This is a genomic window from Selenomonas sputigena ATCC 35185, assembly GCF_000208405.1.
In the GTDB taxonomy this organism is placed as follows: Bacteria; Bacillota; Negativicutes; order Selenomonadales; family Selenomonadaceae; genus Selenomonas; species Selenomonas sputigena.
In genome coordinates this window covers 92599-111556 of record NC_015437.1, presented here as the reverse complement: position 1 = coordinate 111556, position 18958 = coordinate 92599, and the positions used below count along the sequence as shown (strand labels likewise).

Below are 18958 nucleotides of genomic sequence, written 5' to 3'. Positions count from 1 at the left end.
ACGAGTCCGAGAGACTTATGCACAGCCTCCTTCTCTCACCTCCCCCGAGGGGAAGGCTCGCCCAACAAAAGAATGCGCTTATACGTTAACGCCGTAAGCCTTGCCGAGTGCGCCGAGGCCGCCGCTGTAGCCCGCGCCGATGGCATTGAACTTCCACTCCGCACCCTGGCGGTAGAGCCTGCCGACGACGACCGCCGTCTCGATGGAGAAGTCCTCGCCGAGGTCGAAGCGGATGAGTTCCTCTCCCGTCGCCTCGTTGACAACGCGAATGAAGGCGTTCGACACCTGGCCGAAGTTCTGCTTGCGCTCATCGGCCTCGTAGATCGTGACCGTGAAATCGATCTTGTCGATGGAAGCCGGCACCTTCGAGAGATCGACCTTGATCTGCTCGTCGTCGCCCTCGCCCTCGCCCGTGAGGTTGTCGCCCGTATGCTCGACGGCGCCCGATGCGTGCTTGAGGTTGCCATAGAAAACGAAGTCCGCATCGCTCGTGACCTTCTCGTTCGGTCCGAGAAGGAACGCCGAGGCGTCGAGGTCGAAGTCAGAGCCGCCGTCGTACTTGTTCGTGTCCCAGCCGAGGCCGATCAGGAGCTTCGAGAGACCCGGATTGCCCTTCGTCAGATCAACTTTCTGTCCCTTTTTCAAACTGATTGCCATGAAGATTCCTCCTTATGCGTACATGCGGAAACCGCCTGCAGCCGCACGGTCGAAAGGCGCGGCAGAGCGGGCGATTTTCCTGCCTAGGCACATATCGTGCCGCCTCATGGGAACAAACGAACCGTTCCCTATATCAAGCCGCAAGGGCATGATGTCTTACTGATAGCGCCGCGCCAGCTCGTTCAGACCCTTGTCCTTCGTGCCCTGCCCGATGGCATTGAACTTCCACTCGCCGTTATAGCGGTAGATCTCGCCGAAGATCATCGCCGTCATGCCTGCGTAGCTCTCCGAGAGGTTGTAGCGGCAAAACTCCTCGCCTGTCCGCTCGTCGCATATACGGATGAAGGCGTTCGCGATCATGCCGAAGTCCTGCTTTCTCGACTCGCAGTCGTAGATGTTGACGACGAAGACGAGCTTGTCATAATCTGCGGGCACAGCGGTAAGATCGACGAGGATCTGCTCATCGTCGCCCTCGCCCTCTCCCGTGAGGTTATCGCCCGTATGGACGATCGCACCAGACGGATGCTTGAGGTTGCCGAAGTAAACGACGTCCTTCTTCCCCGAGAGGCGGCCGCCCTTGCAGACAATCACGCTCGCGTCGCAGTCGATGTCGGGCGCAGAACCGCCGAAGATCGAGCCGAAAAGTCCGCCTTTCTTCTGCTCGACGGGATCCCAGCCGAGTCCGATGCGGATGCGCGAGAGCGCCTGACCGTCCGACTTCTTCAAGTTTACCTTCTGTCCTTTTTGCAGATTCACGCCCATATGCCTGCCTCCTTGATTTCTCCTTGCGATAAGAATATCTCATGCGGAGCAGCCGCTCTGCGAGCGCCGCTCCATGAAAACAATTTCCCTTATTTAAAAGAATTCGCCCTGCCGCCGCCTTTTCCCTTCATGGCTTTGATGAAAATTTCTTTCATACACCCAGCGCCTTCCGTCGAAGCAAAGCGGCTGCCCGCAGCAAAATCCTGCACGCTCAGTCCTTGCTGCCCGGCTCCCAGCGCAGACCCCAGTGATAAGCCTTGTCCATGCTCTTATGTCCACTGAAGAAATGCACGAGCTTTTCGACGCTGAAGGTATCGTTGATGTTTTCGAGCATGGCGATCGCGCACATCGCCTTCGACGAGCCGTACTCGTCCATGCGCACGATGATGTCGGGGCTGCCCGGGCACTTGACGGTCACGACGCCGTCCGCCTGCTGCCAGTTGGCGACGCCCTCGTAGATGAACGTGTAGACGAGGATGCGCTTGATCTTCGATGCCATCTTGCCGTTGACGCGAAGCGTCTCGCCGGCAGCATTGCTTCCCGTACGGTCGTCGCCATCGAGCGCGATCCAGGGGCGGCGCGAAAGGCTGCCGAAGTCATTGCCGAGCGCCTGTACGCAGCCTATCTCGCCGTCCTGCAGCTCGTAGAGGCAGCCGAGATCGAGGTCGATGCCGCCCGCTCCTCCCCCGCCGCCGAAAATGGAGGCGAGAAGCCCCTGCTTCTTCGTCTGCGGCTGCTGATGCCAGTTGAGGTTGATGGCGATCTCGCCGAGTCCGCCGCCGCCCTTGACGAGGCTGACCTTCTGTCCCTTTTTCAGCTCGACCTTCTTCGGCGCGGTCGGCGGCTGCACGGGCGGCGCGGCGGTCGGTACCGGCGGCACAGGCGGTGCGCCGCCGGGTCTGCCGAGGTTCAGCGGCGCATGCGGCGCAGGGGCGGGCGCAGCGCCAGGCCTGCCGAGATTCAGCGGCGGACGCTGTGCGGGCGGCGCGGCGGGCGCGGGCGATGCCGGCGGCGCAGTCGGTGCGGCAGGACGCGGCTGTGCGGTTGGCGGCGCGGCGGGCGCGGGTGGTGCTGCAGGACGCGGCTGTGCGGTCGGCGGCGCGGGTGGTGCGGCGGGCGCGGCTCCCTGCCCCTCGCCGACTTCGACGCCGAAGTTTTTGCACAGCGCCTCCAAGCCGCCGCTGAATCCCGCGCCGACGGCGCTGAACTTCCACTCGCCCTTGTAGCGGTACAGCTCGCCGACGACGATCGCCGTCTCCACGGAGAAGCCTTGCCCGAGATCGTAGCGCAGAAGCTCCGCGCCGCTCGCCGCATCGAGGACGCGGACGTACGCGCCCGCGACCTGGGAGAAATTCTGCCGCCTGGCGTCCGCATCGTAGATCGTCGCCGTCACGGCGATTTTTTCGATGGACGCGGGAACGGCGGCGAGATCGACGCGCACCTGCTGCCTGTCGCCGCCCGAAGGCGCAGCGATATGCTCGACCGCACCCGAAGCGTGACGCGCATTGCCGTAGAACACGAAGTCCGCATCGCCCGCGACTTTTCCCCCCGCGCCGAGCAAAAACGCCGCCGCGTCGAGATCGATGGCAGAATTCGCCTGCCAGCCCATGCCGACGAGCACGCTCCGAAGCCCCGCGTTGTTCTTCGTCAGATCGGCTTTCTGTCCCTTGCTGATGTTCATACCCATGCTTTTCCCTCCCGTAGAGTATAGAGCGGCGGCGTCGATGCTCTCCACCGACGCCGCCTTGCAAATATTGAATTACACCTTGCCTGCGACCATCTTGCGCAGCAGATCGATCGGCACGATCGTCACCGCCATGCCGAGCACGAACGCCCACTCCGTGAGCGTCAGGCCATAGCAATGCAGGATCTCGCCGCCGAGGTACGTCATGGCGACCTGGATCACGACGATCAAGCCCATGACGCGCAGGAATCCCGGATTGTGCGAGATATTGTCAAAGAGATTCTTCGAGTCGGTGCGTGCGTTGAACGCATTGAACACCGCCATGAAGATGAAGAACGCGAAGTAGCCCGTCAGCAGGTAGTGATTCGCCTCGTCGGGGCGGAAGTATGCGTGCGCCGCGCCGCTCATGAGGAAGTAGAGACTCAGCGCGAAGCACCAAAGAGAGCCGACGCCGATGGAAGACACCATGTACTTGCTGATGATGCTTTCATCGCGCTGCTTGGGCTTTTCGTCCATGAAGCGGCGCAGAGCCGGCTCGCCGCCGAAGGCGAGCGCCGCGAGCGTATCCATGACGAGGTTGATCCAGAGGAACTGCGTGATGGAAAGCGGCGTCTCCATGCCGAGAAGGGGCGCGGCGAAAGAAATCATGACAGCCGCGACGTTGATCGTCAGCTGGAACACGATGAACTTCCTTATGCTGTTGTAGATCGTGCGCCCGTAGAGGATCGCACGCGCGAGCGACTTGAAGTTGTCGTCGAGGATGACGATGTCGCTCGCCTCCTTCGCGACTTCCGTGCCGCTTCCCATGGCGAAGCCGACGTCCGCCTGCTTCAAGGCGGGCGAGTCGTTGACGCCGTCGCCCGTCATGCCGACGACGAGGTTCATCTCCTGCGCGAGGCGCACGAGGCGGCTCTTGTCGGTCGGAAGCGCACGCGCCACGACGCGAAGACGCGGCAGCAGAGCCTTGACCGCCGCATCGTCGAGCGCGGCAAGCTCGTCACTCGTCATCGCGACATCGTCATCGCGCGAGAGAAGACCCGCTTCCCTCGCGATGGCGCTCGCCGTGTCCTGGCGGTCGCCCGTGATCATGACGACCTGCACGCCCGCACTGTGCACGCGGCGGATCGCCTCGACGGACTCGGGACGCACCTCATCGCGGATGCCGACCGCGCCGACGAAGACGAGACCGCTTGCAGGAAGCGTGCCGTCCGCAGGAATCGCACCCTCGTAGACGGCGAGCGCCAGGACGCGGATGGCACGCGCCGCAAGAGCGTCGATGCAGTCCGTGATCGCCGCCCTATTCGTCAGAGGCTTCTTCTCGCCGTTTTCATCGTAATACGAGTCGCAGAGCGCGAGGATCTTCTCGGGTGCGCCCTTCGCCAAGGTCACGCTGTACTCGCCTGCGACCTCGGACAAAGAATACTTGTTCTTGCTGTTAAACGGCACGGCGTTCTTGACCTTCTCGTCCATCTCCGCGCTGTCTGCCGCGACGAAGCCGAAGATCGCGCGCTCCGTCGCATTGCCGCCGACGACCTCCTTGCCGTTGATGACGGCGCTCGTATTGTAGCGCACGCTGAGGTTCACGAGCTTCTTGAGTCCCGCGCCCAGCTCGCTGTAAGCGGCATACTGCGTGCCTGCGCCGTCGACGAAAGCGACGGCCTCGAGCTGTCCCTTCGTGATCGTGCCCGTCTTGTCACTAAAAAGAAGGTTCAAGCTGCCCGCCGTCTCGATGCCCGAGATCTTGCGCACGAGCACGTTGTCCTTGAGCATCTTGCCCATGTTCTGCGCCGAGACGATGGCGATCATCAAAGGCAGACCCTCGGGCACGGCGACGACGATGATGATGACGGCGAGCATGACGGCGTCGACGAGGTCATGCGCGACGACGAGCCAGTTCGAACAGTACGCCATGATACGCGCCATATCGAAGCCGTTGTGGATGACGAGGCGCTGAAACATGAAGGCGATGGCGATTGCCACGCCGCCGATGTAGCCGAAGTTGCTGATCTGATGCGCGAGGTTCGAGAGCTTCACCTTCAAGGGCGTGTCGCGATCCTCGTCCGCCTGCAGTTCGCCCGCGATCTTGCCGTAGAACGTCTTGTCGCCGAGCGTCGTCGTGCGCATCACGGCATTGCCGCCGCAGACGACGGAGCCGCGGAACACCTTGTGCGGGTGGAGGAAGTCCGAGCTTTTCTCCGCTTCCTCATCGCCCTCTGGAGCCGGCGTCTTCGCCGCTTCCTTCGCCTCGCCGTTCAATACCGACTGATCGACCTGGATCGATCCGTCACAGATCACGCCGTCCGCCGGGATCTTGTCGCCCGTCTGCAGCAGCACGAAATCGCCCATGACGATCTCGTCGATGGGAATTTCCGTCAGCGTGCCGTTGCGGTACACCTTACACTTGATCAGCGACGCTTCCTCCTGCAGCTTCTGGAAGGCATTCTCGTTCTGATACTCCGAATACGTCGCGACCGTCGTCGCGAGGATCACGGCGAGCGCGATGCCCACAGACTCGTACCATGCGACCTGCCCGAGGATCGCGAAAACGACGTTGATGGCGAGCGCCACGCAGAGAATCTTGATGATCGGATCGTCAAAGCTCCCCTTGAGCTTCTCCCAGAAGCCCTCGCCCTTCTGCTCCGTGATACCGTTCGTACCGTGCCGCTCGCGCGACGCGCGTACCTCTTCATCTGTCAAACCTTGAATCTTCATATAATCTCTCCTCATCAAAATAAAGACAGCCGATATTATTGTACTATGAAAGCCCAAGAAGTCAAGCCCAACGGACGTAGACTGATTGGCCGCTTTCATGTAAGGGCGACGCACAATGTCCACAAAGTGGACGTTTGTGCGTATAGTTTACTATGAAAGCCCAAGAAGTCAAGTCCAAAGGGCGTAGAAGAACGACTTGCACACAAACAGTCAGATATGCTATACTAGGGGTGGCAAAGGCAGTTAATGACTTAATCGGCACACGAAAAGCCCCCAAGCTAGCATCTTGGGGGCTTTTCTATTCCCGTATTGCAGGTGGGCTTAATCCCTAGGCTCGTCGCCGTCATCTCTCTCATCGAGCCATTTGCTGATGCAATTGGCAATTACGCCAGCCATGATAGAGAGCAGAAAGGCAGTCAATGACATCGGCACCCCCCTTCCCATTGCCATGTATAGGGGCGGCAACGCATAAAGTATAGCATACTTCAGCATATCTTGCCACAGCCCTCGATGCTAGGGACCAACTTCATGTAAGGGCGGCGCACATGAAAAACAGGCTCACAGTCGATTTTCGACTGCGAGCCTATCAGATTTTACGATAGATGATTTCAGCGATGCTAATGCATTCCGCTCCTTCGGGATCGAAGTTACGCGACCGCGCGGTTCCCTCGGCATCTTTCATCCATGGATCATCCGAAGGAACGAGACAATGCCCCTCGGCATCATGTTTGCAGTTTGCATAAGCTATTTTATATAGCTTGTCTCGATTTTCTTCCATAAATTTCTTGAAATCACGCATGGATTCCACCTCCCACCTGTTTCCATTATAGCAAAAAACGCACCAAAAAAGAACCCCCGCGAATGCGGGGGTTCTTTCATCACCGCGCCGAAGCACGATGTTTTCGACTTCTTAGAAGAAGTACTCAAGCGAGCCGTAGAAGCGATTCAGCTTCGTATCGCTCGTGATGTGCCTACCGTTGAAGTACTTGAGCGTGCCGACGATGTTCTTCGCGAACGTGTAGTCGCCGCCGACTTCCCAGCCCTTCTCGCCAGACTTGACGGCATCAAACGTCGGCTCTACAGCGACAGCCTCACCGAGACGGCGGTATGCAGCGAAGAGACCGAAGCTATGCATGTTCTCCTGCTCAGCGCCCTTGTAGGAAAGCTGTACATTCCAAGCGCGGTTAATATCCGAATCGTTCTGCGTCGTGTTCTTCCAATAACCACCGTTCAGAGCAGCGGTCTTGGCAATGTTGTACGTCGCACCGATACCCCAGATATTGTTGTACTCGCCGCTCACCGATGCACGATAATACTCGGCAGCTCCCGTGAACTCTTCCGTAGGCCTCCACGTGATGTTCACGCCCTGCACATTCGAAGCCTCACCGCCCTCGCGCTTACGACCAGCAACCAACGTGCCGGAAAGCGTCTGGTCTGCGCCGACCGTGACGCTGGCGCCCGAAAGGTTCTCATCGAACACAACGCCCTGCTCGGAGTAGTAGGGAATCAAGCCCGCATTGATATCCGTGATGCCGTAGTGACCGGCAACATAGGCACGCTTGAGCTTGACGTTGCCATCCTTACCCGTATCATTATTCGTATCCCACTTCGCATCGAGACGAGCCTTGACCTTCCAATGATCGTTGACCGTAGCCGTCGGCTCAAGGCGGAACTTGAGATCGTGCTCCGTCGTCGCATCCACGCCATCATACTTCGTACGCGTGTACTCGTACTGCAGCTTGCCCGTCCACTTGACGTTGTCGATGCGGCTCTCGAGGTTCGAGACGCGGACGCCGAGGTTGTTGAGCTCTTCGCTGAACTCAGCGGCAAGGCGGTCGATCATGGCCTTCTGCTGTGCATTGACCTGGTCTTCCTTCGCCATGGCCTTCGCGACCATCTGCGCCATCTCGTAACGCGTGATCTCGTTCTGGCCGCGGTACGTGCCGTCGCCATAGCCCTCGATGACGCCGTCATCGGCGAGCTGGGCTACTGCATCGTATGCCCAATGGTCGGCAGGAACATCGCTGAACGGGTTCGCCGCAGCGAACGTCGTCGAGGCTGCACCAACGACAAGAGCCGTCGTGAGCGCTGCTGTGAGAGTCTTCTTCATGAGAAACTCCTCCTTTAAGATAGATAGAAATTTGGCTGTGAACCAAAGCTCCAAGGAGGCTTCCTCTGAGTGTCCATGTTTCCTCAAGCTCAACCTCACCCGTATCCTCGGTTCGTGAAACTAGAATAGCACAGCTCAGAGGAAAACGCAAATGAAAAAATCATGAAGGGTGAAATAGGGGTTTTCGTCCTAAGAATGGTGGAATGTGCGCCACTCTGTTTCTCTCTCCTTCTTGTTTCCTCCTTGAAGTTCATAGTATAATACAGTCAAGGGGGTGACTCTGTGAGGAGAACGAAACGTTCCTATAAGGATTCCCTGTTCCGAGATATTTTCAACAACAGGGAACGTCTGCCGGAAATCTACGAAGCCCTTCTGGGGCTCAAAGCAACGCCCCAGGACATAACGCTCGCCACTATTGACGAGACGCTTTTCAGCGGCATCAAGAACGATGTAGGATTCATCGTCCGAAACGAGTATGTGCTCCTTGCCGAGCACCAAAGCACCATCAACGCAAACATGCCCCTGCGACTCTTCATGTACCTTGCGGAAATATATCGTCAATATGTAAATGAAGATGCTGTCTACAAAAGAGAATCCATCGCCCTGCCAGCACCGAGATTCTATGTATTCTATAACGGAAGCACGGAAATGCCTGACTGTTGGGAACATCACCTCAGCGATGCTTTCGGTGGGCGCAAAGGCGATATGGATCTAAACGTCACCGTTCTAAACATCAACGACAAACCGCAGCGCCCCATTTTAGAAAAATGCCCCTCGCTTAAAAGCTACAGCGTATTCGTCGCACAGGTGCGCGAGCACGTCAAAAAGGGCGGCACATTGGAGTCCGCCATAGGCGAGGCAGTACAATACTGCATCGCGCATGACTATCTGAGAGACTATTTCCGCCAAAAACATACGAAGGAGGTTTTCGATATGCTGAATTTCGCCTGGAATCAAGAACGCGCTTTGGAAGTGCGGGCCGAAGAAGCGATGGAAAAGGGATTGGCTCAAGGCGTGATGCAAACGACGGCTGCTTCCATCTGCCACATCATGAAAAGCTTCAACGTATCGATGGAAAAGGCGATGGACGTGCTTCAGATTCCGACGGCAGAGCGCGCGAAGTACGCTCAGCTCGTCAAAGGCTGATCTTGCATCACAAAACATACAGCCATAGAAAAAAGCCCCATTACGGGGCTTTTTTCTATGGCTTGCGGCCGGCTTATTCTGCGCTTTCGCCGAGTTCCTTGAAGATGTAGACGGCGCGGATCTCCACGGGAGTCACGCCGAGGTCCTCGATGGCGGTCAGGAGACCGGAGGCGAGGACGGCGCGCTCGGCCTTCTTGTCCTTGCTGACGACGATGTTGAGCGCCGGCGCGTCTTTCGGATAGAGCGTGACGATGCCGTTGCCGAAGGTGACTTCGAAGGCTCCGTTCTTCGTCTGGTAGAGGAAGCTCAAAGCCTTCTCTGCAGCATGACGGATCTCCTTGGGGTCGGGGATCTCGACCTTCTTCGAAGCGGGCTTGATGGCGAGCTTGCCTGGGCCGTAGTTGACGGAGTAGATGCCGTCAAGGTCGCGCGAGCCGCCGTCCGTGAAGAGGACGGGGATGGCTTCCGACGTGCCACCCGGAATCTCGTCGTGGATGCCGTAGTTGCCGCGCGTCTTGGCGAGATCGAATCCGAAGGAGCCGTCCGCGCCTTCGACATAGTCGTGCGCTTCAGAAGCGCCGCCCGCCGTGACGACGACGCGGCTCTGCCAGTTCGTCGCCGCCAGATCTTTCGGCATGTCGACGGCAACGCCGTCGGCAAACGATGTATCGTGCAGCTGCTCGGCAGACGGCGCACCTGCGGCTGTGCCGGTTGTGCCGGCGCTGCTGCCGCTGCTCGTTCCAGCGTTGGCGCTGCCTGCGCTCGTGCCACCAATGCTTCCTGCACCGCCGCGCATGCTCGCGCCGCCGCTGCCGATGCCCGTCATGCCGCTGACACCGCCCGTATGGCCATGGCTGAGGTTCGCTATGATCTGGGACGCTGTGATGCTGCCCGTCGTCACGACCCTGCCCTCGGGCGTGCTCATGTCAAAGCCGCGCAGATTGATCTTCAATGCACCGGGCGCATAGCTGAAGCGATAGTTGGAAAGCGCCGTCGCACCTCGATAGCCTGCATTGACGGAGGCGGGATCGACGTGAATGACGCCTGCATACGTCCCGCCCGCCGTCTGCGGCGTAATGGCAGCATCGTAGTAGGTCGCGACGCCCGTGAGATCATCGCCCGCCAAGAGGCCGCGCTCTGACGTATAGTCGCCGCGCTCAACCGTGTACTCGGTGACGACGGGGTTCGGTGCACCATAGTCGCGCGAAGCGTTGCCCGCCGTGACGAGAACCTCGCGCGGCACGATGGCAAAGCTGCCGTCCGCATAGTGAATCGTGTAGTTCGAGGCAAGCCCCGAGCCGAACTGCACGTCAGAGACGCGCGTCCAGAGGTGCGGCGTGCCCGCATCCGTCGTGATGGTCGCCAGCGGATCGATCGTCTCCGTGATGGAGGAAATCCGATCGCCGTTCACCAGTCCCGTCGTCGCGTCGGCATGGCGCACGTTGATACGGCTCGTGCCGTTCACATACTGCGCCAGACTGTTCGCTGCGCCGTAAGCGCGGCTCTTATCGCCGCCCTTGATATAGAGGTCGCGCTTCGTGATGTCGAAGCCGCCGTCGACATAGTGGATGTTGTAATTCGATGCCTTACGATTGCCCATGAGGCGTGCATTGGCAATCTGCGTCTTAAGTCCCGCCGTGCCGGCGTTCGTCGTGACGAGGGCGTCCGTCGATTCATCGACGTCAGCGACCGCGTCGCCGTTTACGAGCCCCGTCGTGGCGGTCGAGGCATCGGCGCGGAACTTCGATGTGCCGCCCGTGTAGACGGCGGTCGAGTTCTCCGTGCCGTAGATGCGCGTCTTGCTTCCCGCACGAAGCGTCAAGTCGCGCGGCGTGACGGCGAAGCTGCCGTCCTCGTAGGAGATGTCGTAGTTATTGGCATTGCCCGTGCCGAAGACGGCATTTGCAATCTTCGTCTTGAGTCCTGCCGTTCCTGCATCCGTCGTGACGGTCGCACGCGAATCAATCGTCTCCGCGACGGTCGAAACCGTATCGCCGTTGACGAGGTTCGTGCCCGCCTTGACGCGGAAGAGATTCGTGCCATTGACATAGCCCGCCGTCGTGTTCGCCGTGCCGTAGATGCGGCTCTTATCGCCCGCAAGGAGAGTCAATGCACGCTTCGTAATGGTGAACGCGCCGTCTGCGTAGTGGATGTTGTAGTTCGCCGCCGTACCATGCGAGAACTGCGCGGCGCTTACCTTTGTCCAAAGACCTGCCGTGCCGGCGTTCGTCGTGACGGTTGCCGACGGATCAATCGTCTCCGTAATGGATGAAATCCGATCACCGTTCGCAAGCCCCGTCGTCGCGTCTGCCGCACGCACGTTGAGACGGTTCGTGCCGTTCACATAGTGCGCCGTTTCGTTGGCGTCGCCGTAGATGCGGCTCTTATCGCCCGCCGTGATGTAGAGGTCGCGCTTCGTGATATCGAAGCCGCCGTCCACATAGTGAATGTTGTAATTCGATGCCCTGCCCGCGCCGAAGCGTGCATTGGCAATCTGCGTCTTGAGTCCCGCTGTACCGGCGTTCGTCGTAACGAGGGCATCCGTCGATTCATCAACGTCAGCGATAGTATCGCCGTTCACGAGTCCCGTCGTCGCCGTCGCCCCGTCGGCGCGGAACTTCGATGTGCCGCCCGTGTAGACGGCAGTCGAGTTCTCCGTGCCGTAGATGCGCGTCTTGCTGCCCGCACGGAGCGTCAAGTCACGCGGCGTGATGGCAAAGCTGCCGTCCTCGTAGGAGATGTCGTAGTTATTGGCATTTCCCGTGCCGAAGACGGCATTTGCAATCTTCGTCTTGAGTCCTGCCGTACCTGCGTCCGTCGTGACGGTCGCACGCGCATCAATCGTCTCCGTGACGGTCGAAACCGCATCGCCGTTGACGAGGTTCGTGCCCGACTTGACGCGGAAGAGATTCGTACCGTTCACATAGTTTGCGGTGCTGTTCGCCGTGCCGTAGATGCGGCTCTTGTCGCCCGCGACGAGCGTCAGCGGCCGCTTCGTGATGTTGAAGTGTCCGTTGACGTAGGTGATGTCATAGTTCGCCGCCGTGCCTGACGAGAAGTGCGCGGCGCTTGCCTTTGTCCAAAGGCCTGCTGTGCCCGCATTCGTCGTGGCGGTCGCTGTCGGGTCAATCGTCTCCGTCACATCGTCGATGGCGTCGCCGTTGACGAGTCCCGTCGTTGCGGTAGCCGCAGCGACGTTGACCTTCGCCGTGTGATTGACATAACCCGCCGTCGTGTTCGCATCGCCGTAGACGCGGCTCTTGTCGCCCGCTGTGATGGTCAGCGCACGCTTCTTGATGGTCAGCGTGCCCGTGCCGGATGTGATGTTATAATCCGTCGCAAGACTGCGGCTGCCCGTGGTAAGAGCAACGCCTTGGAGCGACATCGTGTACGATCCGACACCCGTGCGCTCGGTGACAGCGTTACCGCCGCCATCAACCGCTGTGACGGTATACTTGGCGAAGCTGTCGCCGGAGACAAGCGATCCCGTATACGACGGTGTGGGAATCGTCACGCTGTCGTTTGCCGTGCCGTAAATGCGCTCGCCGCTCGGCGCGGTGAAGTGAATGTCGATGGGCTTAATGGTGAGCTTGCCCGGAACGTACTTGAACTTGTAGTTCGTCGCGGAGAGCGTGCTGTTTTTCAAGTCAACACTGTACTCGCCCGCATGGACAGCGCCCTGCGCGTAGCCCGATGTCTTCGCCGCGTCCGCAATCGGGGTATAGGAAACAGCCCCCGAGAGAAGTCCCGTTGTATTTTCCGTCTGGCTGTTCGCGAAGTTCGAGAATGTAACGCCCGCGTTGCCCGTATAGCTGTGCGGATTGCCATCGTAGTTTACGGTCGATGTCTTGCCCGTGACCGTGACGACGCGCGGCACGATGCGGTAGTCGACCGTAATCTTGTAGTTGAGGTCGTTATGTCCCTGATAGGTGATCTTCTCATTGGCAATGCTCGAATTCGAGCCATAGGTATGCGTGCCCGCACGTCTGGTGACATCGGTCATCGCATTCGTCACTGTGCCGTCCGCCGTATTGACGTCGGCATTGACATTTGTCAGCTTCGTCGTGCCGAAGTTATGCGTGCCCGAATCCTGCACATGGTTGCGGATATAGTCGACCTCCGTCTTGTCGAGCGCACGACGCTTGAGGTTGCCGTCGTCTTCGATATGGAAGCCCGCCGTCGAGTTGAAGAAGGCCGCGTTGTCATCGCCGTAGGCACGCGTCGAGTAGAGCTTGAGTTCGGGCTGGTACTTGTAGAACATGGCGTTCTTGCCGGGCGGAATCGTGACCGATCCGCGCTGCGTGTAGTCCGTGCCGTAGCGGCGGAACTCGAAGACGAGACCGTCGATCTCGTTCTCGACGGAGTCCTCCGTATGCACGACATAGCGCTGACCGGGCGCGGTCTGGATGGCGTTCGCGCCGCCCTTGTTCTTGAAGGCGCCGCCCTTCGCCTCGATGAGGACATCGGACGTGCCCGTGCCGACGATCTGCCCGCCGGGCGCAATCGTGACGTTGCCGCCGTCCTTGTTCTTGATATTGATGGCGGCGTTATTCCCCTTGATAACCCCCGTGACGTTCGTTCCGCCCTTCGTCTCGACGGAAACGCCCGTCGCGGACGTGATATTACCGAGATTCTTGATCTCGTTCGGCCCCGTGAGATTTACGTTATGTGCATCTACTTCGAGCGTCGGAACGGATTTCAAGACACCCGTCGAGGTGACATCTTTGTTCGTCTTGATGGATACGGCATCGGCAAGCCCCTCGGGCAGGTCGACATTACCGACCTTGATATCGCCTGCATTCGTTCCGCCGATGCGGATTTTGCGGAAGCCCTTGCCGTCGGAATTCTTACGCAGGAGTCCCGTGCCGCTGAAGATGTCGGACGGAAGTGTGGGATCGGAGGCAGAGCCGCCCGCGCCGGGCGTGCCGAAGTTGAGCGTCTTGTCCGGCGTATAGGTGTCGAAGGAGACGTCGCCGTGACCCGTGATCGTGCTGCCGTTCGCCGTGTTGAGCTTGTCCGCCTGGATGGCGACGTTACCGTCATGATCGCGGTCGGCGCCGTCGGCATTGATATGCGCATCGTCGAGATTGACCTCGCGGCTGGCGACGGTATAGTCCCTGCCGTGCGTCTTGATCGAGCCGGAGAGGTTGACGCCGCCTTGGCCGCTCGTGATCGCCTGCTGGATGTTGACGGTGAACGGCATGTCGATCGTGCCGCTCTGATAGAGACGTCCGCCGCCGCCACGGTCGCCGATGTTGATGATCTCATACTCCCAGAACTGACGGTTGTTTCCATTGAAATACTTGTCGAGCAGCGAGAGCTTCGCGGGATCGTTCACTTCGCCGCCGAGCTTGATGTCGCGATCGTGCGAGATCGGCAGGATATTGAGCGCCTTTTTGCCCTTCATCTTGCCGTTCAAGTTCATCGCATCGGTCTTGAGCGTGAGCGCGCCCGTGCCCGTATCGATGGAGCTTCCCGCCGCCGTCGTCAAATCCTTCGATTCGAGTGCGAAGTCGTTGCCGTTCGTCTGAATGTTCGCCGAACCGTCGACCGTCATCGAGCCTGCGGTTTTCCCTGAGCGGATCGTTGTCGGATCGACGAAGTTCAGATTGCCGCCGACCTTTGTCGCGCCCGTCGCATCTTCGCGGCCGAGATAGACATGCTTGAAGCCGTCCTTGATCTTCGCGCCGCCGAAGAGACTCGCAGGCAGATTCAGCCCTGTACCCGTCGCGCCGACATTGAGGTTCGTCGCCGCATTTGCCTGCTGCACGGTGAGATTGCCCTTGCCCTCGACGCCTTCGGTGAAGGTCATGGCGTCCGCCGAAAGCACGACGTCGCCCGCCGTGCCGCCGGACTCGCCCGCCTTGACGCCCGTGATCGTGCGCGAGGGAACGGGAGCGCCCGCAGGCGTCGTGATCTCGCCGATCGTCAAGGCGTTCGACTTGACCTTGACGGAGAGGGCGTCGGCGGCGAGCGTGCCGATTTCGTTCGCCTGTTCGAGCGCGATGTTGCCGCCGACGGCGGCGAGATTCGCCGCCGTAATCTTGCCCGCCGTCTGGTTCGCCGCCGTCTTGGCGTTGACAACGAGCGTCTTGCCCGCCGCAAGCGTCATATCCCCTGCGAAGTTGATGTTATCCGCCTGCAGTGTCACGTCCTTCCCGAGGGAAGAATTTTTCACATTGATCGTACCCTGCGTACCGTTGCCGATGGCGTAATGCGAGAAGTTCGAGCCGAATACCTGTGTGAACTTATTGTTCGTCAACTGCAGGTCGCCCGTCGCACCGTCGCCAAGCCCGATGGTCTTCGAGCCGTTGTACGTTCCGATGCCGAGTGTGCCCGTGCCCGTGACGGACGGACTGCTCCCGTGCGCTGCGAGATTCGTGATATTGTTCGTATAGAGGTTCAGCGTGCTGCCCTCGCCGATGTTCATGATGCCCGCGCCGCCCGAGTTCTCGATCTCACCCGTGGTCAGCGTCACTTTGTAGTCCTTGCCGGAGCCGTCCGTGCCGACCTTGAGTCCGCCCGCGCCGATGACCGTCTTGCCCGTCTCCGCTGTCTTGACGACGACGCGGTTGTTCGCTTCAAGTCCGTCGATCGTGACCGTCTGGCTGCGATTGTCGCCGAGAACCAATTCGCTGAAATCTTTGCCAAAGAGCTTGCCGTTGAGCTGGTCGCTCGTGACATGAAGCCCTGCGCCCGTAGAAGCGTTGTTGAGCGTCAAATCGCCCGCCGTCTTGCGCGTGATGACGAGACCGCTCTTGCCGACGATGTTCGTCGTATTGTCGTCCGCTGTCGGCGTGACGATCTCATCCGTATGCACGCGCAGAGCACCGACGGTATCGGTGCCCGAGTCGAGCTGAGCGCGTGCGTCGAGCTGCAGCTTTTTGCCCGTGACATCGACCCAGACGGGTGTGGAGCCGGGAGCGACCTGCACCTTGGCATCCTCGTTCAGCACGACGTCGCCGTTTCGTGCATTGAGCGTCGCCTGTGCATAGTTGCCCTCGACCTTCAGTGTAGCTCCCTGCTCGAGATGGATGTTGCCCGCCGTTTGGATATTGATCTCTGCGCCGTTTTCCTTGCTCGTCCCGTCGACGCCTTTCACATGGACAGTCTTGCCCTGCTTAACGGTAAAGCCGCCCGTGATGACCGAGGCGGGATCATGCCCCGCCTGCGTCGGATCTGCACCGATCTTGAGCTTCGTACCCTTGCCCTCGATGGTTAGATTGTCGCGCACCTCGACGCCGAGCTTGCCCGCCGCATTGATGGACTTCTTGACCGAACCGCCGTAGAAGTAGACATGCTTCTCACCCGCGACGTCGAAGCCGCCGAAGCCATCGAGCGTATTGTTGATCGTACGGTAGGCAATGCGGAACTCCGTGGAAGGAGCATCTGCGGCATTGTCACTGATATAGATGTCCTGACTCGCCGATGCGCCCTTCGCCGTGACTTTGCCGTCCTTCTGTCCGTTGATCTTGCCAAGACCGAGATCGATGCCGCCCGAGAGGTCGAGGTCGAGATTCTTGACAGCGAGCGTATCGGACGCCGTCGGCAGAGTCGCCGCATGCGCCTTGATCTTCATGTCGGACTTGCCGTCCGCGCCCGCCTTCGTCGCGCCCGTCAGTGTGACGTCGCCCGTAGTCTCAATATCCGACGGCTTCTTGAAGGTCGCACCCTTGATATTGATGTTGCCCGTCTGCGTCGCGCCGCCGATCTTGATCTCGCCGTAGGCACTGTTGTTGATGTTCCAATCGCCCGCACCCGTGCCGATGTTGATCGCCTGCGACTTCGTCGCCTTTTCGAGCGTGAGCTTCTTGCCGACGTTGACCTTGTTATTCCCGAGGTCGAGATCGTCGGCTTCGATCTTCGTGTCGTCCGTGGATCTCAGATTGCCCGCGACCGTGAGCTTCTTGCCGGCATCCATCTTGATGTCCGTCGACTTCGTCTTGAGTCCGTCGACATTCACCTTCGGCGTGACGGTACGATTCTCAACGACAGCGACCTTCATGTTCGTCTGGTTCTTGAGCTTGAGATCGCCGTCCGCCATATCGGCGGCGATGTTTTCAATCTTGTTCGCCTGCGTGCTGAGATCCATCGAGCCTTTGCCGAGGAGAAGCAGATTGCCGACCGTGATCGGCGCACTCTGCGACAGTCCATCGCCGAGCGTCGCGCCCGGCGCATCGGCATGGAGCGCGAGCGTATCGGCAGATGTGCCGACGACCGCGCCCGTAACGTTGATCTTGCCCTTCGTTAGGATGCTCGTATACTTGGGCAGATTGCCGCTCGCGATGCCCGCGATGGTCGCCGTGCCGACATTCTCCTTCGTGCCGATGGCGACGTTGTAGAAATTGCCCGCCTTGAGCTTGCCGAGGCCTGCATCCGAGACGAGTGCGCTCGATCCGCCGACGGTGAAATTGCCCACCGTCTTGGGCTGAAGGGCAAACGTGCCCTTCGCATTGCTGTCGGCAAACGTGACATTGCTCCAGTTCGTGACAGCATCCGTCACCATTGTCATCGTGCCCGCGCCCGCCGCGAGGTTTGCGCCCGCAGCAAAGTCCACGGCGTTCGCCTTGAACGTCGTGTTCTTGCCCGCCGTATTCGAGAGCGTTCCCGAGAACTTGAGCGTTGCGCCCGACTCGACCGTCAGCGGTGCTTTGACATCGGCTGTGCTGATCTCGACGTTGCCCGTAGACGCATTGCCCAGATGGACTTCGCCCGTGCCGGAGTTGATGAAATCGAGGTCATTCATGTGAACATCGGCACTCGAAGAACCGACGGACATCGTCTTGCCCGACGTTTTCGTCTCAACCGTGACCTTTCCGTTTGCACTCGAAAGAGTGCCCTGCGCTCCTGCGGGGAGCGTCAGCGCATCCGTCTTGACATCAATCGTGCCGCCTGCTGTCGATACCTTGCTCGCCGAAGCAAATTCAACAGTATTTGCTTCGAGCGATGTCGCCGCCGCACCCGTCGACTTGACCTCGGCATTCGCATCGAGCTTGAGCGTGCCGCTCGCCTTGAGCTTCATCGCGCCCGCCGCGTTCGTCATGCCGTGTGCGCCGACCGTGAGATCGCCCGTCACGTCGAGACTCGCGCCGCCCGCTGCTGTCACCAACCCCGTTTCACCGCCAACGGTCAGATTGCCGCTGTTCTTAAAGGTCAAGCCCTTCGCCTTGCCGTCGAGCTTCTTGACAGCGTTCGCGCCCGTGAGATTCACAGTTGCATCCGCCGCATCGAGCTTGAGTGCGTCTGCCGTGATGACGCCCGCGCCCGTCATGGCATTCTTCGAGCCGAGCGTCAGTGCGTGCGTCGAAGCGATATTCACCGCGCCGCTGACCGTCAGCGTGCCTGCACCCGTATACATTTCCAGATCTTCGTCCGCCGTCACGCCGTTTGCGATGATATTCGCCTTTTTCGCGGCGTCGCCGACCGTATTCTTCTTGAAGTTCTGAATCTTTCCCGTGCTCGTGAACGTATCGCCTGCGAGATCAAGTCCGCCCGTGCCTGTGCCAAAGTTGATGGTCTTCCCGTCCGAAAGCGTCCAGACCTTCGCCGTGCCTGCGGGGTCGCCATCGCCCGTGATCGTGCCCGAGAGGTCGAGGGAATTCCGTGCGCAGTTCGACCGAGCGCGTCGTGATGTTTCCGCCGAGGGCGATACCCTTGCCGCCGCCCGTGGATTTGCCGACGAGCGTGACCTTGCCCGCACCCGCCGTGATCGTCGTGCCCGCGAGCGATACGCCCGCCGCGTTCGCCGTCGTGCTGCCCGCGAGTTCGACATTGCCGCTCGCCGTGGTGCCGTCCGTCGTGTCAATCGTGACGCCGTTGAGCATGATGCCCGCTTCGCCCGCGCTCTGCGAATTGGCAAATCCAACGCCGCTGTCCATGAGACCGCC

General features: G+C 59.8%; 8 protein-coding genes. 1 reads left to right on the top strand and 7 read right to left on the bottom strand.

Annotated elements, in window-relative coordinates; all coding sequences use genetic code 11:
• Positions 1–78: 78 nt before the first annotated feature.
• From SELSP_RS00450 to SELSP_RS00425, 6 genes are all read right to left on the bottom strand, one after another.
• The gene (locus tag SELSP_RS00450; RefSeq protein WP_006192731.1) at positions 79–657 is read right to left on the bottom strand and encodes a TerD family protein; all 579 of its coding nucleotides are present in this window, start codon (positions 655–657) and stop codon (positions 79–81) included.
• A 156-nt stretch (positions 658–813) separates the two neighbouring features.
• Positions 814–1419 carry a TerD family protein gene (locus SELSP_RS00445; RefSeq protein WP_006192729.1) on the bottom strand — a complete coding sequence of 202 codons (606 nt, stop codon included), beginning with the start codon at positions 1417–1419 and terminating at the stop codon, positions 814–816.
• A gap of 211 nt (positions 1420–1630) precedes the next feature.
• On the bottom strand, positions 1631–3106 hold the full coding sequence (locus SELSP_RS12645; RefSeq protein ID WP_013740493.1) for a TerD family protein: 1476 nt from the start codon (positions 3104–3106) through the stop codon (positions 1631–1633).
• A gap of 72 nt (positions 3107–3178) precedes the next feature.
• Complete coding sequence (locus SELSP_RS00435) at positions 3179–5815, bottom strand: calcium-translocating P-type ATPase, PMCA-type (protein WP_013740492.1); 2637 nt, start codon at positions 5813–5815, stop codon at positions 3179–3181.
• Between the two features lie 586 nt (positions 5816–6401).
• Positions 6402–6614, bottom strand: a complete 213-nt coding sequence (locus SELSP_RS00430) for a hypothetical protein (RefSeq protein ID WP_006192723.1) — start codon at positions 6612–6614, stop codon at positions 6402–6404.
• Between the two features lie 111 nt (positions 6615–6725).
• Entirely contained in the window at positions 6726–7925 is a 1200-nt protein-coding gene (locus tag SELSP_RS00425) for an S-layer homology domain-containing protein (protein ID WP_013740491.1), read from the bottom strand.
• 282 nt (positions 7926–8207) lie between these two features.
• Here SELSP_RS00425 and SELSP_RS00420 point away from each other — a divergent pair, with 282 nt between their 5' ends.
• A complete protein-coding gene (locus SELSP_RS00420) occupies positions 8208–9071 on the top strand; it encodes an RpnC/YadD family protein (protein ID WP_006192721.1) in 864 nt (287 codons plus the stop codon).
• A 73-nt stretch (positions 9072–9144) separates the two neighbouring features.
• Here SELSP_RS00420 and SELSP_RS00415 read toward each other — a convergent pair whose 3' ends face one another.
• Complete coding sequence (locus tag SELSP_RS00415) at positions 9145–18771, bottom strand: MBG domain-containing protein (RefSeq protein WP_327219990.1); 9627 nt, start codon at positions 18769–18771, stop codon at positions 9145–9147.
• Positions 18772–18958 lie beyond the last annotated feature (187 nt).